The organism is Moraxella sp. I5G, from assembly GCF_055193055.1.
In genome coordinates, this window is record NZ_JBUXLH010000004.1 from 63,025 (window position 1) to 86,802 (window position 23,778).

A 23,778-nucleotide genomic window follows, 5' to 3' on the forward strand; every position below is an offset into this window, starting at 1 on the left:
AAACAAACCACCCAATCGCCAAAACAATCGGGTGGTTTATTAATGGTTCTTTATCATAAAAAGACTTTTCTTGCAAAAGACCAAAGGTGTTAATCCAACCCTAAAAGTCCACGCAATTTTGCTAAATCTTCTGCCAAAGCATTGATTGGAGCTTGTAAAGCCTTACGGTCAGCATCAGTTAATTTATCGTAAGTTTCAAAGCCGTCGCCTTTTTTATATTTTGCTAAAATTTCATTAACAATCTTAAATTGAGCATCGGTTTTTTCCAGCAAGGCTTTATCTTTTTCAGCAATATTGGCACGGAACAATTCAACAATTTTTTGTGAGCCTTCAATATTTGCTTGGAAATCACTCAAATCAGTATGACTGTAACGGTCTTCTTCACCGCTAATTTTACTGCCTGCAACTTCTTCAATCAGCACACTAGCGCCACCTACTACTTTACTTGGTGGGAAGTTTAATAGGTCAATTTCTTTTTTAAGTTTTTCTATATCGCTCAGCAATTTATCTGCAAAAACTTCCGCTCCCTTGGTGGTGTTTTCTTTCCATAAAATGTATTCAATACGGTGAAAACCGGTAAAACCTTCGTCTTTTGCACCCGCTTTAAAATCATCTTCACGCGCATCAATTACAGGGTCTAATTCATTGAATAGCTCTGCAATTGGCTCGATACGCTCATAGTGTACACGCGTACTAGCAAATTTTGCTTTTGCTTCTTCAGTTTTGCCTGCTTTTATTGCTCCTACAAAGTCTTTAGTTTTAGCTAGAAGTTGTTCAGCTTCACCTTGTACGTATTTCTTGTATTCAGCTAGAGGCTGGGCTAGTGCTTCTAAATTAGCTTCATTTGTAGTATCTTTAAAACCACTGTCTGTAACAATCAGCTTGCCACGAGGGTTATTTAATAAACCACAGGTCATTTCATATTCACCGGGCAACAGTGTTACCGTTAGGTTATTAGATAAACTTGGAGCGATATTCTCACGCTCATCAACCACCATCACTCCTTTTAAAATCTCCCACTCCAAGGCGCGACTACTGGCATTTTTAATCGCAAAGGTTGTTTTGCCACTAGGTACTGTAATCTCCATTGGCTCACATGCTGTGTCTGTTACAGCAACATTCACCACACCATCAGCAGATGGTTTGCCAGATGCGGCGGCTTGACCGTCTGCTTTGGCAGGTTCATCAGCCTTTGGTGGCTGACAAGCGGTCAACCCTAAAACAACGGCAAGAGTTAGTAAAGACAATTTAAGTTTCATATTTTTTCCTTGTAAAGTTAGGCAGTTTTAGTTTTACTGCCAGTTAAAAAAACCAATAATGCTGGAATTAAGTAAAGAAAATAAAGCACCACATCACTGGTTACTGGATGGTCGGTATACCCCAAAAATCCTGAAAGTACCACACCTAATGCGCTGTTTTCGTGTAGGATTGGTGAAAAATCAGCCAAAACTGTTTGACCAACATTCCAAATACCCGCTTCATGCAGCGCCCGAAAAGAACCTGCAAACAGTCCTGCGGCAACAAAAATCAAAAACACACCTGTAATCTTGAAAAAACGCGCCAAATTAATGCGCACACCACACTGATAAATCAGCCAACCAATCAAAGCCGCTAACAACAAACCTGCAACTGCACCAATAGGCATTTTAGAATCTGGGCTTTGCTCAAAAACAGCAATTAAAAAGAATACACTTTCTAAACCCTCTCGCAGCACCGCTAAAAATGCCATTAAGACAAGCGCCCATCCCTGTTTATTTCCTTGATTTAGAGCGCTTTGCACTGACGTTTGTAAAGAATCTTTGATGCCTTTAGCGGCTTTTCCCATCCAAATCACCATATAGGTCAGCATAGCAACCGCAACCAGCCCTATAACTCCCACCACAAATTCTTGTTCTTTTTGTGGAATCTCACCAGTTAGTTTATGGATGCCGTAACCAATCACAGTGCAAAGCAGGGCTGCTAAAAAAGCCCCTGTCCAAACTCGACTCATCAGGTGCATATGACCAGATTGACGTAAAAACCCCGCCACAATTCCCACAATCAATGCTGCTTCTATACCTTCGCGCAGCATAATGAGTAACGCCACCCACATTTTGCACACCCTCTTATTCTATATTTTGATACTTCTTGATAAAATTCATAATAAACTTATAAATTGATGAAATTATAACTGAATTTTTTTCAAATGGGAATGATTTTTATTAAAAAAATAAAATATTTTGTTACAAGCTGAATAACTTGAGCAATTATAGGCGCTTTTTTGATTAAAATTAAATCAATAAAAATTTAATAAAATCATAACAATAAAAAAAATTAAATCAAAATCCAAATATACATATCAATTAATCTAATTTATCAAAAAATATCAAGCGTGATAAAACAGCTTAATAAATATGCTTATTATTTTAAAGAAATTTTTTTATTAATTTAATGATATAAATCAAAAGTTTATAAATAAAATTAATTTATCGTTTATTTATTATTTATTCCATGTTTACAATCGTATTTTTTAATAATATTATTTTTTATTGATTCTTATGATTATTTTTAATAAAATTCGTTGGTAATAATTGTTAAAATCAGGCAAAATATAGTAATTTTTATTTAAGGTGAAAAAAATGACCACTCGCATTGAACATGATTTATTAGGTGAACGCGAAATCCCTGCAGACGCTTATTGGGGCATTCACACGCTGCGTGCCAAAGAAAACTTTAACATCTCCAAACAGACCATTTCAGATATTCCTGAATTTGTGCGTGGTATGGTGATGGTAAAAAAAGCAACTGCAGCTGCCAACTTTAAACTGGGTGTGCTTTCTGAAAAGGTGGCAACTGCTATTGATAAAGCATGTGATGAAGTTTTAAAAAATGGTCGTTGTCTTGACCAATTCCCATCGGATGTATTTCAAGGCGGCGCTGGCACTTCGGTAAATATGAATACCAATGAAGTAATTGCAAATTTAGCTTTGGAAATTTTAGGTGAAGCACGGGGTAATTATGCTGTAATTGACCCAATGGATCATGTCAACGCCAGTCAGTCCACCAATGATGCCTATCCTACAGGGTTTCGCTTAGCGGTTTATCACAGTATTTTAACCTTAGTTCATCAAATTAGTCATCTACAACGTGCCTTTAGTCAAAAAGCAGATGAATTTAAAGACGTATTAAAAATGGGCAGAACTCAACTTCAAGATGCAGTTCCTATGTCTTTGGGTCAAGAATTTAAAGGTTTTGCCACATCACTAGAAGAAGAAGTAACCAACCTAAAACGCAACAGTAAATTGTTATTATCCGTCAATTTAGGGGCAACCGCTATTGGAACTGGTGTCAATACACCAGAAGGTTATGCTCCTTTGGTTGTTGAAGAATTGGCTAAAATTACAGGGCTGCCCTGCTCGCTTGCTCCTGATTTGATTGAGGCGACTTCTGATTGTGGCGATTATGTTAGTGTGCATGGTGCGCTTAAACGTCTTGCAATCAAACTGTCTAAAATCTGTAACGATTTGCGCTTATTGTCATCAGGTCCACGTGCTGGTCTAAACGAAATTAATTTGCCTGAAATGCAAGCTGGTTCATCCATCATGCCCGCTAAAGTTAATCCAGTTATCCCTGAAGTTGTCAATCAAGTATGCTTTAAGGTAATTGGCAACGATACTACTGTTGCCTTTGCTGCTGAGGCTGGACAATTACAGTTAAACGTCATGGAACCTGTTATCGCTCAAGCCCTTTTTGAGAGCATTTCTTTGCTTGGCAACGCTTGTGTAAATCTTAGCGACAAATGTGTTGATGGCATCACTGCCAACCGTGAAATTTGCGCCAACTATGTGCTAAACTCCATTGGCATCGTTACTTATTTAAATCCATTTATTGGTCATCATAATGGCGATAAGGTTGGCAAAATCTGTGCTCAAACTGGTAAAGGTGTTAAAGAAGTCGTTTTGGAATTAGGACTGTTAACATCAGCACAGCTAGATGATATTTTATCACCAGAAAATCTACTAAACCCAACATATAAAGCCAAAAAAGTTCAATAAATTTAAATTTTTTGATTAAATAAGCCATAAGAAATTATTAATAATTAAATTATTCTTATGGTTTATTTTTTTTATTCAAAAAAATCCTGAAAATAATAAGCTTATATAAATTATAAAATGTATTTGATAAGCTTATCAAAATAAGATTTTTTGATAATAAAAGTGTAATATTTTAATAAAAAAAAGATAAATAAAATATTTAAAATTTTATTTATTTTATCGGATAAAAGTGTTAGCATAAATTTAAGTGTTAGATTTTGTATTTTAAATAAAGAATTTATCCATCTATCTATTAATTATTTGCAAGGATATTATCATGAGTCAAATTCAATGCCCAAATTGTCATACCATGTTTACGGTTGATAAATCCAACTACACTCAAATTCTAGAACAAGTTCGCACCAGAGAATTTCAAGCCGAAGTTGAAAAAAGAATGCAAGAAATTCAGCAGCAAATCCAGCATAATGCTGAGATTGATAAAATTCAAACCCAAAGACAATATGATGAAATCATTAGTCAAAAAGACCAAGATATTATCGCACTGCAAAATGAGCTAAACAACCATCAAAAAGACAGTGAATTAGCAGTAATTAATGCTCAAAATAAACTACATGCTGAAATTAGTGAACAAAATCAAACCATTACTGCGTTAAAAACACAAATCCAATCTTTACAAATCGCCAAAGATAATGAAAAGAAGTTTGAAATTGCTCAGGCAATCTCTGAAAAAGAACAACAAATTTATCAATTAAACACCAATCTGCAAATGCAAACCAAAGAGAGTGAATTGGCTACACATAATTTAAAAGAACAATATGAACAAAAGCTGCGTCAAAAAGATGAAGTCATTGCCTTTTATAAAGATTTTAAATCCAAACAAAACATCAAGCTTGTTGGGGAAAGTCTAGAACAGCACTGCGAAACTGAATTTAACCGCATTCGTACTACAGCGTTTATTAACGCTCAATTTGGTAAAGATAATGACATCAAAACTGGCAGTAAAGGCGATTATATTTATCGTGAATTTGACGATGATGGCAATGAAATTGTCTCTATTATGTTTGAAATGAAAAATGAATACGAACAAAGTTCCACAAAAAAGAAAAATGAACATTTCTTTAAAGAGCTGGATAAAGACCGTAATCAGAAACAATGTGAATATGCAGTTTTGGTTTCTTTATTAGAAGCTGACAATGAATTTTACAATGCAGGGATTGTTGATGTGTCTTATGCATATCCAAAAATGTATGTAGTGCGTCCACAATCTTTTATTACAATCATTTCATTACTTAGAAACGCAGCATTAAATTCTTTAAAATACAAACAAGAATTGCAACAAATACGTAATCAAAATATTGATATTACCAATTTTGAAGAAAAATTGGATAAATTTAAAGAAGGGTTTGCAAAAAATTATCGTCTTGCCAGTGAACGATTTAAGACCGCGATTGATGAAATTGACAAAACAATTATACATTTACAAAAAACCAGAGAAGCCCTATTGTCTTCAGAAAATAATTTAAGATTGGCAAATAATAAAGCTGATGATTTAAGTGTCAAAAAACTTACCAAAAATAATCCAACCATGAAGGCAAAATTTGATACTTTAAGTGAGTCAAATCACCAATAAATAATTTATAGGTAAGTTACAAACAGTCGCCACACGCCTATTGTAAAATTTTAAATAACAAAGCCAAACAAAAGCGTATGTGGCGCTGTGACATGTTTTAAAAGCAAATTTAAACTAAATGTGTGAAATATTTTTTACAAATTTAAAACCAGACACAAATCCGTAACAAATTTTTAGGCAAAAATTTTAAACCAACATTACAAAATAAAAACCCTTAAGAAGTATTTAGTCAAGTTAAAATAATGCATTTGTTTAATTTTTAAAATTTCATCTTATATTTTTAGGAAAATTAAATTTCTAATTTTTAACCCCTTTTCAATTTAGAAATTTTTTTGTAAAATTCAACGCGTCAAGAACAATGGTACTTAAATTTAAAAAATCTTTTCACTTTCAATAATTTTAGTTTTAGACGCTATGCTTTTTACCAAAAACTGGCGCATGTCGCCCATTAAATTAACTGCCTTTGTTTCTGCCTATTTTGCTTTTGTGCTAAATTGGGCATTTTTTCGAGCAGTATTTGAACTGTATCAACCAATTGGCAAAATCAGTGATTATTTTATTTACACCGTACCAATTGTCTTGTGGGCGTTGTGTTATGGGGTGTTTTTGCTGTTATCTATTCCTTATTTACATAAGGTTATCATACCAATATTACTTCTTATCAGCGCAGCAATCAGTTATCATTCTGTGTTTTTTAATGTGTATTTTGATAAAGACATGCTCGACAATGTCCTGCAAACTACGCCTGCTGAAAGTATACGCATGATATCGTTTAGTTATGTTGCATGGCTTTTGTTCTTGGGTGTACTACCAATAATACTTTATATTAAAGTCAAATGCACATACAGTATTTGGTGGCAAGAAATTATAAAACGCATTGCTGCATTGATGGTATCTTTGGTGATAATTGGTGGCACGGCAATGATTTTTTATCAAGATTATGCGTCCTTTTTTCGCAGTCATCTTGTTGTCAAGCATTTAATTGTGCCATCTAACTTTGTTGCTGCAAGCATTAGCAAAATTAAAAAAATGCGTGCTGCCAACACGCCTTATTTAGCAATCAATAAAGACGCTAAATTACAAAAAACTGATGATAAACGCAATGTGCTTATTTTTATACTCGGTGAAACAACTCGTGCACAAAACTGGGGATTAAATGGTTACAAAAATCAAACCACACCAAAACTTGCTCAGCGCATAAAAAACGGAGAAGCAGTCATTAATTTTTCAGATGTTAGCAGTTGTGGTACAGCAACGGCGCTATCGGTGCCTTGTTTATTTTCTGACATGGGACGCGAGCAATACGATGAAACTAGAGCAAAAAGCCAAGACAACGTCCTAGATGCTTTGCAATATGCTGGTGTGCAAGTTCAATGGATTGAAAATAACAGTGATTGTAAAGGCGTCTGCATACACATACCAACAACCAACACCATTCATTTAAACTTACCAAATTATTGCACAAATGGCGAGTGTTTAGATAATATTATGCTGCCTGAACTGGATAAAATATTAGACACGCCATCTAATAATGACCTCATGGTTGTATTACACACCATTGGTAGTCATGGACCAACTTATTTTGAGCGTTACACTGATAAAGAACGACTATTTACACCAACATGTGACACCCAAGAAATCAATCGTTGCAATGACGAAGAATTACGCAACACTTACGATAACAGTGTGGTTTATGTAGACCAATTTATTGATGCGATTATTACGCGCCTGCAACAACATCAAGACTGGAAAAGTAGCGTAATTTATGCTTCAGATCACGGCGAATCGTTGGGTGAAAATGGAATTTATCTTCATGGTACACCCTATGCAATTGCTCCAAAATATCAAACTCAAATACCAATGGTGCTGTGGCTTTCTCCAACATGGATAGAAGCCAAAGGAATAAATGTTGATTGTTTGCAAAAGCATCATCAAAAACCATATTCACACGACAATATTTTTCATACATTAATTGGCTTAAGTGATGTTAATCCCGATACTGTCAAAAATTATCAAGCCAATCTAGATATTATCGCAAATTGTCATTAACGTTTATTTTTGATAAAAACTACTAAAAGGTTGTCCAAATCTCATGAGACGACCTTTTTCGTGACTGCCCGCTATACCCTGTTAGAGTCATGGTTTTATCGATTAACTAAGTTAACATATCAACGGTGGTAGTGCGGCTGAGTATGAGGGAAAATTGAAAACCTGTGAATTGCTTTTAGTGATTTAATTTTAAGCCAGAATAAATGGGATTTAAGGAAATGGGAAATAAAAACTTACTAACATTAAAAAACAAATAAAATATGATAGAACAACTAACTTAACATAGCTATTTTGCTAATACAAACAATACGAAAATTAAATATGATGAAAATACAAGATTGGGGCGGCGGTTTAACTCAACATGAGGTTGAGGCCATTGAAAAAATCAAACAGGCTTTTCAAGCTTCTGAAAATAACAAGAAAGTAAAAGGACAGGGATTTGACGCATTAAAATCCTTGAAATCCATTTTCCCTTGGAAAGGATACTCGGGCTTTCGCTTCGCGGATATAAAAGAACGTAAAGAAAGTGAATTTGATTTGGTTATTGTTACCCATTGCAATGTGTTGATTATTGAGTTGAAACATTGGAATGGTGAACCTATTACCAATAATGGACTACGTTGGTATAAAGGGAAAAAAGATATGGGGCATTCACCCGTTGAAATTACCCGAAAAAAGATGTTCCTGTTAAAAAATAAATTAGAACAATTTCGTGGACAGTTTGCCAACTCTACGGAAAGATTCCCTATTCCAAAAATTGAATTTTTGGTTGTTATGACAGGAAATTCGGATTTTAGTAGATTATCTGACAAGGAAAAAATGAATGTTATTAGCTTAGAGGATTTTTTAAAGTTGGCTGATAATCAAAAATTTACCGCGCAATTTGGTACATACACCAAATATCCTGATAATTGTACTTTAAATAAGAATTTTTCTATTTTTGATGAAATTTTTTGTACCAATAAAAACGAAACTAAAAGTATCAGTATTGGTGGATATTACGCAGAAGACAACGCTATTTTCTCCCACCCTAAAGACATTTATCAAGAATATCTAGCTCAAACCGAAAACAAAAAGCACCAAGATCAAGCCTTATTGCGCCGTTGGGATTTCACTAAAATCAACTGTCCCGAAGCTCAAACACCTGACGGGCGTTATCGCCTAGTCAGCCGTGAATACGATGTATTGAACCATATTAAATTACAAAATAAAGACTTGTATCACGCTTGCTTGAATTACAAATCTACCCCGCAAAAAGGTGAAATCACTGCGGAACATATTGATTTATTTGAGCTGTTTCCACAACAAAAACGTTTTGACCAATTTGTCGGCGGATACAATGGTGAAAATTTAAGCACGGAACGCCGTTTGGGATTAGTGCAATTATTGTTGGATAAATTTGCCCAGTTACACAAAGTCGGTATTGCCCATCGTGATTTGGGTAATCACAGCATTTGGCTCTCGGCAGATGACAAAATTACGCTATCGGGGTTTGCAACCGCCTATTTTTCATCTGAGGAAACGGTTGGTGACATTCGTGAGATTTTGGAAGTCTCTGGCGATTTGGCAAAATCTCATTTTCCACTTTCAGACGGCATCAAACTCACACCATACCAATATGACGTACGTTCTTTGGCAGTTTTAGCATGGCATATCATTCAGGCAAAACGCATTTCACCGGTCAGTCTTGATGAAATGAAAAATAAATTAGCGGATGAAACAGCATGGTATGCTGAAATTTTGCGTGAGGCATTGTCTGATATACCTTTTAAAAGTGCGGTGGATTTTTTAGATAAATTTAATCAAGCCAAACCTGAGCAGGCGGTAGATTTTTCTTTTGATTTTACAAAATTAGAGCCGTTCACACATGACATCAACCATTCCCGTGCCTATCGTGAAGATGATGATTTTATTGTAGAAACCAGTGAGAAAGAAGTTTACTGTTCCAATGGTTTGTTGGTTAAAGCATGGCTGAATGCAGACCCACAAAATGATAATTCAAAAGCCAGAGTAGTTTTGAATTGGCTGGAAAATATGGCAAAACTGGCAAATTTGTCGCCTGATTATGTACCGAAAATCCGAGAATTCGGTATTGCCAAGAAATCAGGCTGCCTTTTTGCAGCAAGTGATTTTATTGACGGGCATACTTGGCAAGATATTTGCAAACTTGATTTGTCGGATGAGCAAAAACAGGTTCTTATTCATCAATTTATTCAAAATATTGAGCATTTGCACAGTTTGGGTTTCACGCATGGCGATTTGAAACCTGACAATGTGCTGGTAGCAATCGATGATGATTCTGATCGGCTGTATATTTTGGACATATTGGATTTTTCTTCAAGCGGGCAAAGTCAGTTCAATACTGAATATTCGCCGGAATTTGACCACCCTACCGAGAAACAACGCGATAATTTTGCCGTGATGAAAATGGCGTGCGAATTATTGGGCGTTGAATGGAATAGGTCGTCTGAAAGTTTTGCTGAAGTTGCTGAAGTGATACAGCAAGAGTATTCAGATAGCCAAACTGCGTTCATTTCATTAGCACGTTTTAAAGAAGCACTCGTTCCCAAACCGGCTACGCCAATGATTGATATTACAGTGGGCGGGCGCGAGTCTTTTTCACCAATTGCAATTTACCCTGAAAATGGTGAATTGTTTGTTCAATTTGAAAAGAGCAAGCAAGGTGATGTACTGGTGCAATTTATCGGTTTGGGCGGTGTATTAAAAGCATTTTATTCAGTAGAAGATAAACAATTTACTCATGCGTTAGCTCCAATCAACCGTGATTACATCAGTAAGAGAGATAGAGATAATAGTGTAATGAGCCTAACGCTGGGCTTAAACATTACTTATGATTCTTATAGTGAAATGACTGTACTAAATCATTCACTAAAAACTAACGAGCAGTTTATCCATACCATCAACCAATTTATTACTAAACATATTTCCAAACAACCCGAAGAAGAACTTATTGAAAAATTTGAAGTTTCTGAAACTGAAATTGTTGATGCTGAAATTGCAGTACCGGTTATTGAACAGCGCCCCAACATTCAAAAACTTTGGCAAGCTATTTTAGATACCGAAACGGAAGCCTTGCCATCTATTACTGCCAGCGAAGTATTACAAAAAACCGAAAACGGCGAAACTTATATTCCCTATGATGGCGAAATCAATCCGATTGATCAGTTTAAGCGAGATGAAATTATTGAGGCTATTGGAAAAAGCGAAGACGGCGAAAAAACCTTTAAATATGGTGTGGTAGATATTGCTAAAAGTCAATTGAATGAATTACACATCAAATCCAAAAGTTTGACCAATTCTGTAAATAATATTCAAGCAGATACAGCTGTTTATTTGCAAAGTAAGCAGAATAAGGCATCTTATACACGCCGTAAAAATGCCTTACAACGCATTCTAGATGGTGAAAGTGCGGTAAAAAATCTAGTGCATTATTTTGATGAACATTGCAACTTGCCGTCTGAAAAATATGAGATTCATGTCAGCGATGAAGAATTTAAACGCTATGACCAGCCTGAAAAAAATGTAAGCCTTAATGAAGCACAACGTATTGCCTTTCAGCGTTTGATTGCCAATGGACCATTATCCTTATTACAAGGTCCGCCGGGAACAGGGAAAACAGAATTTATTGCCGCATTTGTACATTATTTATTTGATGTGCAAAAGGTTCGAAATATTCTACTGGTCAGCCAATCACATGAAGCAGTCAATACTGCTGCCGAACGTATCCGTAAACACTGTCAGCGTTTGGGAACAGATTTGCAACTGGTACGGTTCAGTAATCGTGAAATTGCCGATTCTGAAATATTGGAAGATGTATTTTCACCCAATTTGGTCGGGCAAAAAAGAGCTCAGTTAAATGTAAACAAGATTAGCAATATCTGCCAGCTTGGACGTAGCATGGGGCTGCCTGAAGACTATTTGCGTAAACGTGCCGAATTAGCGTTTGATATTGGCGTGCAAATCCGCCGTTATCAAAAAATTGTTAAATCATCAAAAGATGAAACCGTTGATGAAGATGAAAAATGCTTACGCAAAAAATTAGAAAAAAGCATTAAAGAACAAGCTCAAGCAATGGAGCTACGTGAATTGGTTGAAATTGACGAAATTCTGCCAAAATTTATCAGTAAATTGGATCACAAGCATAATATTCAGCCGATTGAAAATATCCAAGCAGGTAAACTGATTGATTTAACCCAAGATATGCTGGAAGCCCTATCCAACGAACGCACCAATTATGATGAATTTTTGGCTCGTTCCCGTCAGCTTGTGATTGGCACTTGCGTAGGTATCGGACAACGCCATATCGGAATTGCCGATAATCTTTATGACTGGGTGATTGTGGACGAAGCCGCACGTTCTATTTCCAGTGAATTGGCGATTGCCATGCAGTCTGGTACGCGTATTTTGCTAGTTGGTGACCATAAGCAACTACCGCCTTTGTATTCAGAAGAGCATAAAAACGCACTTGCCCGCCGGTTAGGGATTTCCAAACGTGATGAAGAATTAGACCAAGCATTAGGCAGTGATTTTGAGCGAGTTTTTCAATCTGAATACGGCAAACAAACCTGCGCTACACTTAAAACACAATACCGCATGGCTCCTGCGATTGGCAGTTTGGTATCAGCATGCTTTTATGAAAATGTTTTGGAAAACGGTAAAACTGACAATGATGTGCCTAATATTTATTTCAGGCTACCTGAAAAGATAAAATCCTGCGTTACATGGTTAGATACAACTTCATTACCAAATGCGTATCATGAGCAAGGCAAAAGCGGTAGCTTATCCAACCGTGCCGAAGCCGATGTAATTATTGGGATATTACAAGATTTGGCAAACGATGAAACGTTTATGAATAGTGAACCTGTACAAAAATGTTTAGAGAAAAACGAACAAGCCATTGGTGTAATTTGCATGTATGGCGAACAGAAGAAACTGATTCGTAAAAAATTCAATGAACGCAGTTGGAATGACGACTTCCGCCGTTTAGTTAAAATTGACAGTGTGGACAGTTATCAAGGTAAAGAAAACCGTGTGATTGTCTTGTCGCTTACTCGCCATGATAAAACTTACAGCACAGGCTTCTTGCATCTACCAAACCGTATTAACGTAGCCTTATCTCGAGCTATGGATAAACTTATTATCGTTGGAGCAAAAACCATGTGGGAACATCCCAAAAACAGCAAAACGCCATTGGCAAAAGTTTTACGTTTTATACAAAAGCAAAATAATCCGCAAGATTACATAATTAAGATATTAAAAAACGGAGCCAAAAAATGAGTGAACAAAAAACACCTTATAATCAAATAGATTTTGTGGTTAAAGCTCCGCGTTTTCGTATCGTATTTTCGTATATGAGCGATAAAGGCGTGGCATTTGTGCGAGAATATATGCTTCGCTTATTAAAAATAACGCCATGCAAACCTGCACAAATTGCCCAATATTTCGGATTTAGCCAACACGAGACCGAAGTTGCCCTTGCTGATTTGGAGAGCAATAAATGGATTATTTGGCAGGATAACGGCTTGATTGCATTATCGGCAGAAGGGCAGAGACTGTTTCAAGACAATCAGGAATCACCCCATATTCCTACTTTAAAAGAATGTGGTGGTGAATATCGTATGGAATTATTAGATAGTAATTTTCTGAAAAAAAACGACTGTGATAAAAATCGTCAACACGCGATTGAGTTAGTCATCGAACCGAAGGTGTTATCAGAAAGTAGCGAAATTGCACGAAAAAAATTTCAAAATCGCTTTCGCCAGCTAATAGAAGATGAAATTGTTGAAGTTAAAAATGAAGTAGGTGAAATTGAAAAGGATATTTCACTATATAAAATTGATGTTATTGAACCCAAAGGTGCGCCTGATTATTTCCGTTTCACGCAACAATTTGAATTGCTGCCTGAAACAGGACAAGCTAAAGAACGCAATGATGTGCCGATAATTACTCATCAAGAAAATATTCAGCAAGCCATTACTGCACAACTGGAGAAATTTTATCGTCATGATAATTTGCGTGAACTGCGTAATAGTATGGCAGAAATTAGTGATGACGATACTTTAAAAGTGCTATTCGGCGGAACATTAGACTTTAACGAATTTTTAAAAGTTTATCAGGAGCATGAACAACAAAATGGCTTGTATTTTTTAGGACAAATTTATCATCAAGAAACCTTGTTCGAACAAATCAATAAAATTTTAGATAACTTAAACAAAAAATCACCTAAAAAACTCTATTGGTTGGCTCCAAGCGATATTTACTGGGGAAAACAACGGAAAATTCATGACAAAATTCAAAATTTAATAGATAAACAAAAAAATGGCTATGATTTTCACCTGTACTTACCTTTGCCTTCCGAACGAAATCAGCATGAAAAACAAGAATGGCTAAATCAATTTAGAGATATATCAGATAAAGTACTTTACGGATTCTGTGAAGGTTTTTTAGATGGAAATACTGAAATTCTATTTCTAGAAGATAAATTTGCTGTAGTTTGTTATCACGCAAAACTATCTTCTTATCCTGTGACATTGCCTATCGGGTTTATGACTACCGATATTAAAAAAGTAAATCATATTATAAGATTGGCTAAAAATTATCTAAATTCTGCCCTATTCCCTGATAGAGATGAAGATGAAATAAGACAAAAAGACTTTGGTTTATTATCACAATAAAAAAACAACCTACATCCTGTTTTTAAGTATGTGGGCTGCTTTTTCAATGTTTATTCAGCCCAACCAACAACATCTTCCACCGCCTGCCGCGTTTTAGCGCGCTTGGGTTCGCCTGTGCGATAGCCAAACGCCGCCATGACGCTGACACGGTATTCGTCAAGGTTGATTAAGCCTTTCTCCGACAGCAGCTTTTCCACATTTTCTTTTTGAAAGCCTTCCATCGGCGTGGAATCCACACCAATCAACGCGGCAGCGGTCATCATACTCGCCAACGTAATATAGGTTTACTTGGACGCCCAGTCGTTAAATGCACGCGGATCATTGGCAATGGCAAAATCGGTTTCGGCAAACTGGTTAAAAAACCTTGCATCATTTCAACGGTTTCAGACGGCATCCCATGCACACCGCCCCAGATTTTTTCTTGATAATCCGCCTGCATGGCAGCCTGCGTACGCGCCAACAAAATCACAAAATGGCTGCAATCCATAATTTTTTCCGCCGCGCCCCATGCGATGCCGCGAAACTCTTCGCGCAGAGTACGGTTTTACACCACCCAAAACCGCCAAGATTCCAGCCCGAACGAACTGGGCGACAGGCGCGCAGTTTCCAAAATATAAGTAAAATCATCGGCAGAGATTTTCTTCGCCGCGTCATAACTTTTGCGGGCGTGGCGGAAATGGAAGGCGTTCAAAACGGTTTGTTTATCGACAAGCATGGCTTTCTCCAGTTGAGTTATCTTGACTTCAAGCTAAATATAAATAGAGATTAGCTTGAAATCAAGATAAAATAGTAGGAATTTAAAAACTGAATGAAAATCATGACTGAACACACTGATGCCCTGCCCGTGCCGTTACCCAATGGAAACAGGAACTGCTCGAATTGACTGCCAAAAATATGCTTTTAATAGGTAGTCTGAGAACTGCTATCTCAATTGAAATCAAAGCAGAAAAAATTTAAAAGCGAAAAGTTTGAAAGTGTATGCAGAACAATTTCAGCCTGAGCAAGCAATTCGCTTGTCCATGGCAGACTATCGAGAACAGGATTGGCTAGTGAATGTGCCGCTGTATGCTTGTTCTATTTAAACAAATCTAATTACAGATTCCATCTTAGTTTAAAAAAGGAAAAATGATGTGTAATGTAAATATCCCCAGAAAAGACAATTCAAATTTAGAATTAACTCTAGAAGCTGGAAAAACAACAATTATTATTGGTGCAAAAGGCTCTGGTAAAACTCGTCTTGCTGTATATTTAGAAGAACAGTTAGGAGAAAAGCGCATCGAATTGCAGCGCATAGAGCGTTAAGTTTAAATCCCAATGTAGCTAAAATCTCGGAATTAAAAGCTAAGAGATATTTAACTTATGGTGACGCATGGGATAACATATCAATTTATCATAGGGCAGGACGAAGATGGGGGGACAAAGCTTCTACTAGCCTGCTTAATGATTTCGACTATCTTCTCCAATATTTATTTGCTCAACAAAATAATCTTGCTGTTGAAAATCACCAAAAACGCAAGCGTGGTGAAGAAATTACCAATAGCAAAACTAAATTAGACATTTTACAAGAAGTATGGGAAAGATTATTACCGACTAAAAACTGCGTATAACAGCAGATGATATAAGAGTGTCTTCTACCAGTATTGAAAGTGCTGACTATTCTGCTTCAGAGATGAGTGATGGAGAGCGTGCCGTTTTTTATATTTTAGGTCAGGTACTTTCCGCAAATGAAGGATCTATTTTAATTTTTGATGAACCGGAATTACATATTCATAAATCAATCATTTCTAATTTATGGGATGAAATTGAAAAATTACGTCCTGATTGCTCTTTTTTGATGATTACGCATGATATTGAATTTGCAGCAACGTGAGTTGCAAAAAAATATGTGATTCGTAATTATTATTCTGATCCTGCTTGGGATGTTTCAGAAATTCCAGATAGCGAAGTTGATGAGCAAACGATCACTTTGATTTTAGGTAGCAGAAAACCCATTCTATTTGTAGAGGGAGAAAAAACAAGTTTGGATATGGAAACCTATCGTCTTTGTTATCCTGAATGGTCAGTTATACCTAAAGGATCTTGCAAAGATGTTATTCAGGCTGTTTCATCATTACGAAAATTAAATGAAGATATGCCTATATTAAATATAAAGTGCGCAGAGATTGTAGATAGAGATACACGTGATAGCTCTCAAATACAAGATTTGGAAGAAAAAGGTATCAAAGTACTCCAGTATTCTGAAATTGAAAATATATTTAGCCCTCCCTCTGTCGCACATGAAGTATTAAAAATAGTAGGTTTTACTGATAATGAATTAACTAATAAACAAGAACAATTTAACACTGAATTACTCAGTTATATAAGAAATGAGTTATCGGGTGATAAATTTGAGAAGTTTGTTGTTCAGAGAATTCATAGATAAATTGATACTTACCTAAAAAGAATTGATTTATCAGATACGAAGAATTGCGATGAAATGAAAGATAAACTAATTTCAGCAGTATCTGCTTTAACCAATTCTAAAATCAATGAATGGATTTCTGAAATGAAAAATGAAATTCAAAATGTATTGATAATGAAAACATAGATGGATTGCTATATATTTATGAAAATAAAGGTTTACTGGCAAAAACAGCTTCTATATTAATGGGTACCAGTAAATCTAATTTTGAAGGCTTGTTAATGCGACAACTTAAAGCACCCAATAATAGTCTATTGCAAGCTGTCAAATCTGTTTTACCTGAATTAATTTAGATGAAGATTGGCGGTTGAATTTTTAAGATAATTTGCAAAATACTTAAAAATTTGACCGCTCTTTATTACGAAAAAGACCGTCTGAAATTTCAGACGGCTTTTACCTTTAGCGTATCAACAATCAACTTGAATACATTCAAATGCCCGCGGCGGCTGGGGTAATAAAGGTAAAGCGGATCGTAAGTAATGGAGTACTCGGGTAACAGCTCGACCAGTTGCCCCGAATGGAGCGCTAAAAAACCACCTTCTGAAAATTCCCTTTGACATTCCCCATCGTTCCCGATAAAATACGTTTAAGTTTTTAAACATATGAACTCAATAAACCGAATATGCCGCAACAAACCATGAATTTAATGCGCGAGTGCATTCCCATTTTTACCGTGTTGAGCGATGAAAACCGCCATCAAATCCTGCGCGTGCTGTGGGAACATGGCAAGATGAATGTGAATGAGCTGACCGAGCATCTACATCTGTCGCGCCCTGCGGTGTCGCATCATTTGAAAATCATGCTGCAAGCCGGTGCGGTGGCGGTGGAACAGGTCGGAAAAGAGCGGTTTTACAGTATTGCCATGGCGGATGCGGTGACGAGGTTGAAACAGCTTGCCGATTTGATGGCACAAAATTGCCCGCTTTCAAAATAGGGTTATCCGTTAACCCTTTATTTTTACCCAAATACGTTTACATTTTTAAACTTATCAACTTAAAGGAACGATTATGTTATTCACGCCATTCACTTTTCAAAACGGCAAAACCGCTAAAAACCGTATCTTCAAATCCGCCATGGAAGAGCAACTTGCCCAAAACGACCAGCCGTCTGAAAAACTCACCCGCCTTTACGGCACTTGGGCGCAAGGCGGCGCGGGCGTTTTGGTGACGGGCAATGTGATGGTCGCCGAAAGCGGCAAGGGTTCGATAAACGATGTGGTGATTTCAGACGACAGTAGCCTTGAGATGCTGAAAAAATGGGCGAAAGCCGGCACGCAAAACGACACGCTGCTCATCATGCAAATCAACCATGCGGGCAAACAGTCGCCTGCGGTGATCAATAAAACCCCACTTGCGCCGAGCGCCGTGCCGTTGGTGGGTATGGACGGCTTTATCAACCCGCCGCGCGAATTGACTGCCGATGAAATCAACGGGCTGATTCAGCAATTCGTACAAACCGCGAAAATTGCCGAACAGGCAGGCTTTTCAGGCGTACAAATTCACGCTGCACACGGCTGTCTCATCAGCCAATTCCTCTCGCCGCACCACAACCGCCGCCAAGACCAATGGGGCGGCAGCTTGGAAAACCGTATGCGCTTCCTTTTGGAAACCTACACCGCCATCCGCGCTGCCGTGGGCAAAGATTTCTTGGTCGGTGTAAAACTCAATTCGGCAGATTTCCAAAAAGGCGGTTTTGATGAAAGCGAATCGGTGCAAGTGGTACAAAAGTTATCAGAAATGGGCATTGATTTTATTGAAGTTTCCGGTGGCAACTACGAAAGCCCGCAAATGCTCGCCGCCAAAGACAGCACCCGCAAACGCGAAGCCTTCTTCATCGATTACGCCGAAAAAGCCCGTGCAGTCAGCCAAGCCCCGCTGATTATTACCGGCGGATTCCGTTCGCAAACCGCCATGGAAGATGCCTTATCCAGCGGCCATTTGGATTTGGTCGGCGTCGCACGCCCGTTTGCCTTAGTACCTGATTTGGCAAACAAAATGCAAAACGGCACTTATCAAACCGTACAAACCGACCGCATCCAAACGGGGGCGTGGCGTTGGTTGATAAAAAAGCGGGCGCGATGCTGGAAATGAACTGGTATATGACGCAAATGGATTTGATCGGACAAGGCAAACAGCCCAATCCCAAATTGTCGGCGTGGAAGGTATTGCTGAAAACTTTGTGGGAAAACGGCAAGGCGGGTTTGAGTACGGGCAGGGCTTGATAAACCACTTGAAACACTGTTTGGAATGGGCTACCTGAAAGCAGCCTGCACTTCAATCAACAAAGTGCAGGCTGCTTTCGCGTTTACGCCGATGGCAAAGTTGTGTTTGGGTGAGGGTTCGTAGTAGCGTCTTTGTTGCCTGGAAAAGGTGAAAAACTGTTCGCTTTGCTGTAACAAGGCTTGTACTTGCGGCAAAATTGTTCGCTAAAATTCGTCAGCTGCAATTGGCGTGTGCTGCGATTAAACAAAGCCCGTCCAAATAGCTTTCCAAATCAGCAATCACTCGCGTGATGACCGGCGACGGGAGCACCGCAAGGAGGTTAGTGGTTTCTCATAAGATTACTGCTTAATTTTCCTTAACTCATTAACCAAGACATGAACTGCGGTAGATGGATTGGACTCTCTATCTATTTTTGCTTCTCTAATAGCCCTTCTTGAGTTTGCTATTGCTGTTTCTATATAAGGTAATAGAACCTTATAAACACCTTGCCGCGCCTTATTGTAATTCATTGAAAATTTTTCGTTCCATTCTTTATTAAGTAAAGCAACACAATTATCACCAGCACTTTTATCGACTGTTTTCATAATAGGTGCGCGAGAATATTTAAAATGGCAAAGATACCAATATTCAAAACTTGGGTAAGATACAATCAAATTTATATTGTGTCCCTTTGCCAACTTTTTGGCATCATCAAAGGTTTGATGCGCATCTCTATCAATGACACAATAAACTTCATCAAATTCTAAATGTTGACTTTGCTTATCTTTTTCTTCAATAGCAGTTTCAACCACTGATTTAGGATCAGAACCACGTCCAGAATAAACTTGAACATTTACCGAAGAAAGGTTTTCAGTAGAAATCAAGTCTTCAAAATAAAGTTTTTCTGTTTTCTCACCTTCGCAAACGATCAAAATGGTTTTATAAGCTTCTCGTTTTGGTGCTTTACGGGATAAATCTCGAGCTTTCCGTTTTGCCATAGCCTTAATCCTCCCAAAAAGAGAATGGGAAATTAAAGTCTTGGAAAATAGGTTTTGCCCCATATTTACCGCTCAAATAATATTCTTCAATATCTTCACGATTGATATGCGGTTTAAAATCCGTTAATGGATAAAGCATTGTTGATCTATCCTTATTTTTTTCACAAAACCAAATTTGATCCCGACGTAATAGATTTTTCCTTAACACAGATGTTTCATGTGTTGTAAAAATAAGCTGGGCATTTCTTTGGTTAATTGGGGAATTGAATAGTTTAACCAAGAATCTAACCAGATCAGGATGCAGGCTTTTATTTAATTCATCAATAACCAAAGTATCGCCATTATGCAAAACTGCCAGAATCAATCCTGAAAATTCAAATAATTTTTGCGTACCATCTGATTCGTCTCTTAAATTTATTTTTTGTGGTTTATTTTCATTATCCAAATATACAAAAAAAGTCTCGTGTTGGGCGATGATGCGCTGTTGTAAATCTTGCAGTATTTCCTCTTTAATGAAATCAGGAATATCATCAGGAAGTTCTTCAAAATTTACTTTAAGCTTTTCAAAAACAATATCATCTAATTCGATACCTGCAGAACGCAATAACTGAATCATGATCTTTTTATCTTTTTCAGATTTTTTACATTGCTTTTTTGCCATCTCATTGCTGATTCTATCTGTGCTAATAATTGGAATTCTATTGATGAGGCTATGAAAAATAGGTTTGATTTGTTCACTATTTAAATGTGCTGCACTAGATAAGAATAGCTGATCTGGTCTGGTTTGATTTCTCCAGCTCACTCTTTCGCCTTTGAAATAATCAGACATTTTCCAATCGTAGCTTTCGGTCTGCTGGTTATACTCACGGGAATACCAGTTTTGTTCGCGACCTTTTGGATAGACACTTAACCATTCTTCATGGATTTTTTTGTCGTCAGCAATAAAGCCATAATCCACTCTAGTAGGTTGCAAACTACCTTCATCATTGGGTAAATCCACAACAAATGAAATGTCATAATGTGTTGGATTGTTTTTGTATGTTTCATCAAAAAGAAAAAATTCAGTTCTGATTGGTTCTTTCTCTTTCTTATTGAAGGAATGCGAAAGAATTTGAATCATTGAATATAATGCTTTGATTACATTGGATTTACCTGATGCGTTGGCTCCATAAATAACGGCAGATTTTAATAAAGACGGTGTAGCGGGCGCATTACTGTCAAAATAGTTGTCCGGCATTTCCGTTCCTGAATTACGAACTAACGAAAGCGTCTGTTCTTGTTTGATTGAACGATAATTTTCAACAGAAAATTGGATTAACATAGTTGGTTACCTATTTTGCTTTGTTTTTAGGAAAAAAATACCTATTTTTCGCACATTATACCGTTTGAAAACCTATATCTCAATTGATTTATTATTTAATTTAAGGGGTTGACGTAGATTAGCAGTTATGCTAGGTTACGAAAATACAGATAACCAATTGTAAATTAAGAAAGAGAGTTCAAAAGGAACTGCTTGAATTTTTTTGCACCCCACGTTATACGAACTATCCGGCGTACAATTAAGAGATGGGTAATCCATCATCAAAAAGCAGCCTGCATTTTGTTGACGGAAGTGCAGGCTGCTTTCTATTTTTCAGGTAGCCTCCCAAACTCCCTCTCAGGCTACCTGAACCCTCAAAATCACCCCCGTTCTGCTTCCCTTCCAGCATCTCCCACCGTTCCAATTTCTCCAGCAGCAGCGTTTCGATTTCCTCCGCGCGCGCTTGCAGGCTGCCGGCTTTTTCGTAGTCTTTGAAGATTTCGGGGTCGGAAAGTTGGGCGTTCAAATCGGCCTGTTCGGCTTCCAGCGCAGCGATTTCGTCGCATTTAACGAAGCCAAATTGATATTTGCATCAGATTGGGTAATGCCGCTGCTGCTGCGCAAAACCGTGTTAAAAATGTCGCGTATGGCGATGGAAAAGCGGAAATAGGCAAATACAAAGCAGCCTGCACTTTGAAAAACAAGGTGCAGGCTGCTTTTTATTTCAACGCGCTATTCTAACACTCATTACCTATACATGAAGTGAGGTGGATTTCTGTTTCGGCTTGCGGATAGAAAAACCGTCTTTCATGCTTAAGCCCAGCAGCGTCAGATTCGCCGCGCCTGCGATCAGTTCTATGCTTTGGACGATGTAAAACACGCTGTCAAACTGTCCTGCGGCGGCGCGGCTGTTTAAGAAAAACGCGCAAGGCAGCAAATCAATACTCCGTTGGCGGCGATAAAGGGCATACGGCGGCGTTTGGCGGCAATCGCGGCGTGTTTGCTTTTACCGCCCATTGTCATGTCCGTTGCGCCTGCGGTTGCCATGCAGGCAATCAACCCGAACAACGCATAAACAATGGTTTGCTTCACGGCGGCGACGGTTTCGTGCGAGCCGAAGAGTTCACTGAACACGGTGCTGCTCCAAAACGAAGCGATGAATAAAAATGCGCCCGCTCCTGCGGCGGCGTGGATTTTGCGTAAAGTATTGCGGTTCATCATGGTTTCCTTTGAATATTTAATAGGTCGTCTGAAATTATTTAGATAGCAAGCTATTGAGTTGAAATAAGTATAGCGTGCTATTAATTAAAATAGCAAGCTATATTCGTGATATAATCCGCAACAATCTGATTTGAAAGGAAACAAAGTGGACGAAGTTTTCAAAACTGAATCAGCGGGCTATCTGATGAACCACATTGCCCGCCAATTTGCCATTTTATTGGGCGAAGGTTTAAAGCCTTTGGGCATCGCCCCCGCGCAATTTCCGATATTGCTGGAACTGTGGCAGAAAGACGGTTTGAGCCAGCAGGAATTGGTGGAACGCGCCGATTTGAAGCAGGCAACGATTGCCAACACGTTGGCGCGGATGGAGCGCGACGGCCTGATTACACGCGAACCGAATCCTGACGATGCACGCAGCCGCCTGATTATGGTGACGGAGCAAGCTCGTGCCTTGCAACAGCAGTCTACGGAAATTGCCAAAGGCATCAACCAAACGGCTTTGTCGGATTTGTCGGCAGACGAACAAAAGTTGTTTTTGGAAATGGCGGCAAAAATTGTGGCGCGACAGCAAGAGATGATTGCAGGCGCGAAGTGAGGGCCGATGGCGCAACTCGGAATTTTAAAATGCAGGCTGCTTTTGAGGTCGTCTGAAAGCAGCCTGCACCCCGCCGCTTGCCGTAACCTATTGATATTCCTAGAATATCCATTCCACTCACTTTAAGGAAACACCCATGAAATCCAAACTATCCGCGCTTGCCGCTACCGCCCTTCTGGCCGCCTGTTCTGCCGTTCCGCATCATAACGAGCAGGCGAAAGCCCTGCTGGACGAAGGCATCGCCCTGTATCAAAAACAGGATTACCAACACGCCAAACCCTACTTTGAGCAGGCGCAACAGGCGGGGCATATGAAGGCGCCGCGTTATCTGGGCTTGATGTATCTGAACGGCGAAGGCGTCGCCAAAAATGCACAAACCGCTTTCGTCTACTTCACGCAGGCTGCCGCAGCGGGCGACATCACGGGGCAATACTGGCTGGGCTATTGCTACGAAAACGGTATCGGCACGGCAAAAGACATGACCCAGGCCGTGCGCTGGTATCAGAAATCCGCCGCACGTGGCGACCATGTTTCCCAGCCTGCCATTGACGCGCTGAACCGCTTGGGCGTGAAAGCAAATTAACTGTTTCCCTC

At 38.3% G+C, this 23,778-nt stretch carries 24 protein-coding genes; 14 read left to right on the plus strand and 10 right to left on the minus strand.

The window, feature by feature from the left end; translation table 11 throughout:
* Positions 1–89 precede the first annotated feature (89 nt).
* Together efeO and efeU are read right to left on the minus strand one after the other, a co-directional pair.
* Entirely contained in the window at positions 90–1,259 is a 1,170-nt protein-coding gene (efeO, locus tag ACZBKJ_RS03325) for an iron uptake system protein EfeO (protein WP_463199507.1), read from the minus strand.
* Between the two features lie 17 nt (positions 1,260–1,276).
* A complete protein-coding gene (gene efeU, locus ACZBKJ_RS03330) occupies positions 1,277–2,092 on the minus strand; it encodes an iron uptake transporter permease EfeU (protein ID WP_463199508.1) in 816 nt (271 codons plus the stop codon).
* Positions 2,093–2,618: 526 nt separating this feature from the next.
* Here efeU and aspA point away from each other — a divergent pair.
* From aspA to ACZBKJ_RS03355, 5 genes are all read left to right on the plus strand, one after another.
* Complete coding sequence (aspA, locus tag ACZBKJ_RS03335) at positions 2,619–4,034, plus strand: aspartate ammonia-lyase (RefSeq protein WP_463199509.1); 1,416 nt, start codon at positions 2,619–2,621, stop codon at positions 4,032–4,034.
* Positions 4,035–4,350: 316 nt separating this feature from the next.
* On the plus strand, positions 4,351–5,664 hold the full coding sequence (locus tag ACZBKJ_RS03340) for a DUF2130 domain-containing protein (protein WP_463199510.1): 1,314 nt from the start codon (positions 4,351–4,353) through the stop codon (positions 5,662–5,664).
* Between the two features lie 414 nt (positions 5,665–6,078).
* Positions 6,079–7,713: a phosphoethanolamine transferase gene (locus tag ACZBKJ_RS03345; RefSeq protein WP_463199511.1), complete on the plus strand. Its 1,635-nt coding sequence runs from the start codon at positions 6,079–6,081 to the stop codon at positions 7,711–7,713.
* 321 nt (positions 7,714–8,034) lie between these two features.
* Positions 8,035–13,011, plus strand: a complete 4,977-nt coding sequence (locus ACZBKJ_RS03350) for an AAA domain-containing protein (protein ID WP_463199512.1) — start codon at positions 8,035–8,037, stop codon at positions 13,009–13,011.
* Positions 13,008–14,408, plus strand: a complete 1,401-nt coding sequence (locus tag ACZBKJ_RS03355; RefSeq protein ID WP_463199513.1) for a hypothetical protein — start codon at positions 13,008–13,010, stop codon at positions 14,406–14,408. The genes ACZBKJ_RS03350 and ACZBKJ_RS03355 overlap by 4 nt, the downstream gene beginning before the upstream one ends.
* Positions 14,409–14,458: 50 nt before the next feature.
* Here ACZBKJ_RS03355 and ACZBKJ_RS03360 read toward each other — a convergent pair whose 3' ends face one another.
* From ACZBKJ_RS03360 to ACZBKJ_RS03370, 3 genes are read right to left on the minus strand one after another with little or no spacing between them, the layout of a single operon-like run.
* Positions 14,459–14,671, minus strand: a complete 213-nt coding sequence (locus ACZBKJ_RS03360; RefSeq protein WP_463199514.1) for a nitroreductase family protein — start codon at positions 14,669–14,671, stop codon at positions 14,459–14,461.
* Positions 14,668–14,895 carry a hypothetical protein gene (locus ACZBKJ_RS03365; protein WP_463199515.1) on the minus strand — a complete coding sequence of 76 codons (228 nt, stop codon included), beginning with the start codon at positions 14,893–14,895 and terminating at the stop codon, positions 14,668–14,670. The genes ACZBKJ_RS03360 and ACZBKJ_RS03365 overlap by 4 nt, the downstream gene beginning before the upstream one ends.
* 57 nt (positions 14,896–14,952) lie before the next feature.
* Positions 14,953–15,123, minus strand: a complete 171-nt coding sequence (locus tag ACZBKJ_RS03370; RefSeq protein WP_463199516.1) for a nitroreductase family protein — start codon at positions 15,121–15,123, stop codon at positions 14,953–14,955.
* 410 nt (positions 15,124–15,533) lie between these two features.
* Here ACZBKJ_RS03370 and ACZBKJ_RS03375 point away from each other — a divergent pair, with 410 nt between their 5' ends.
* From ACZBKJ_RS03375 to ACZBKJ_RS03400, 6 genes are all read left to right on the plus strand, one after another.
* The gene (locus tag ACZBKJ_RS03375) at positions 15,534–15,710 is read left to right on the plus strand and encodes a hypothetical protein (protein ID WP_463199517.1); all 177 of its coding nucleotides are present in this window, start codon (positions 15,534–15,536) and stop codon (positions 15,708–15,710) included.
* A gap of 322 nt (positions 15,711–16,032) precedes the next feature.
* The gene (locus ACZBKJ_RS03380; RefSeq protein ID WP_463199518.1) at positions 16,033–16,278 is read left to right on the plus strand and encodes an AAA family ATPase; all 246 of its coding nucleotides are present in this window, start codon (positions 16,033–16,035) and stop codon (positions 16,276–16,278) included.
* Between the two features lie 15 nt (positions 16,279–16,293).
* Positions 16,294–16,830 (plus strand): DUF4435 domain-containing protein, encoded by a 537-nt coding sequence (locus ACZBKJ_RS03385; RefSeq protein WP_463199519.1) that lies wholly within the window; start codon positions 16,294–16,296, stop codon positions 16,828–16,830.
* A 661-nt stretch (positions 16,831–17,491) separates the two neighbouring features.
* The gene (locus ACZBKJ_RS03390) at positions 17,492–17,803 is read left to right on the plus strand and encodes an ArsR/SmtB family transcription factor (RefSeq protein WP_463199520.1); all 312 of its coding nucleotides are present in this window, start codon (positions 17,492–17,494) and stop codon (positions 17,801–17,803) included.
* Between the two features lie 73 nt (positions 17,804–17,876).
* Entirely contained in the window at positions 17,877–18,959 is a 1,083-nt protein-coding gene (locus ACZBKJ_RS03395; protein WP_463199521.1) for an NADH:flavin oxidoreductase/NADH oxidase family protein, read from the plus strand.
* Positions 18,960–18,967: 8 nt separating this feature from the next.
* The gene (locus ACZBKJ_RS03400) at positions 18,968–19,090 is read left to right on the plus strand and encodes a hypothetical protein (RefSeq protein WP_463199522.1); all 123 of its coding nucleotides are present in this window, start codon (positions 18,968–18,970) and stop codon (positions 19,088–19,090) included.
* A gap of 339 nt (positions 19,091–19,429) precedes the next feature.
* Here the strand turns inward: ACZBKJ_RS03400 and ACZBKJ_RS03405 are convergent, their stop codons facing one another.
* From ACZBKJ_RS03405 to ACZBKJ_RS03415, 3 genes are all read right to left on the minus strand, one after another.
* A complete protein-coding gene (locus ACZBKJ_RS03405) occupies positions 19,430–20,068 on the minus strand; it encodes an RloB family protein (protein WP_463199523.1) in 639 nt (212 codons plus the stop codon).
* Positions 20,069–20,072: 4 nt separating this feature from the next.
* The gene (locus ACZBKJ_RS03410; protein WP_463199524.1) at positions 20,073–21,389 is read right to left on the minus strand and encodes an AAA family ATPase; all 1,317 of its coding nucleotides are present in this window, start codon (positions 21,387–21,389) and stop codon (positions 20,073–20,075) included.
* A 238-nt stretch (positions 21,390–21,627) separates the two neighbouring features.
* Complete coding sequence (locus ACZBKJ_RS03415; protein ID WP_463199525.1) at positions 21,628–21,894, minus strand: ABC transporter C-terminal domain-containing protein; 267 nt, start codon at positions 21,892–21,894, stop codon at positions 21,628–21,630.
* On the opposite strand from ACZBKJ_RS03415, the gene ACZBKJ_RS03420 reads away from it, so the two are divergent.
* The gene (locus ACZBKJ_RS03420) at positions 21,883–22,038 is read left to right on the plus strand and encodes a hypothetical protein (protein ID WP_463199526.1); all 156 of its coding nucleotides are present in this window, start codon (positions 21,883–21,885) and stop codon (positions 22,036–22,038) included. The two genes, ACZBKJ_RS03415 and ACZBKJ_RS03420, sit on opposite strands and share 12 nt — an antisense overlap.
* 81 nt (positions 22,039–22,119) lie before the next feature.
* Here the strand turns inward: ACZBKJ_RS03420 and ACZBKJ_RS03425 are convergent, their stop codons facing one another.
* Both ACZBKJ_RS03425 and ACZBKJ_RS03430 read right to left on the minus strand, forming a co-directional pair.
* Complete coding sequence (locus ACZBKJ_RS03425) at positions 22,120–22,305, minus strand: hypothetical protein (RefSeq protein WP_463199527.1); 186 nt, start codon at positions 22,303–22,305, stop codon at positions 22,120–22,122.
* The gene (locus ACZBKJ_RS03430; protein ID WP_463199528.1) at positions 22,281–22,589 is read right to left on the minus strand and encodes a hypothetical protein; all 309 of its coding nucleotides are present in this window, start codon (positions 22,587–22,589) and stop codon (positions 22,281–22,283) included. Before ACZBKJ_RS03430 ends, ACZBKJ_RS03425 begins: the two co-directional genes overlap by 25 nt.
* A gap of 145 nt (positions 22,590–22,734) precedes the next feature.
* On the opposite strand from ACZBKJ_RS03430, the gene ACZBKJ_RS03435 reads away from it, so the two are divergent.
* On the plus strand, positions 22,735–23,184 hold the full coding sequence (locus ACZBKJ_RS03435) for a MarR family winged helix-turn-helix transcriptional regulator (protein WP_463199529.1): 450 nt from the start codon (positions 22,735–22,737) through the stop codon (positions 23,182–23,184).
* 136 nt (positions 23,185–23,320) lie between these two features.
* Positions 23,321–23,767, plus strand: a complete 447-nt coding sequence (locus tag ACZBKJ_RS03440; protein ID WP_463199530.1) for a tetratricopeptide repeat protein — start codon at positions 23,321–23,323, stop codon at positions 23,765–23,767.
* Positions 23,768–23,778: the final 11 nt, after the last annotated feature.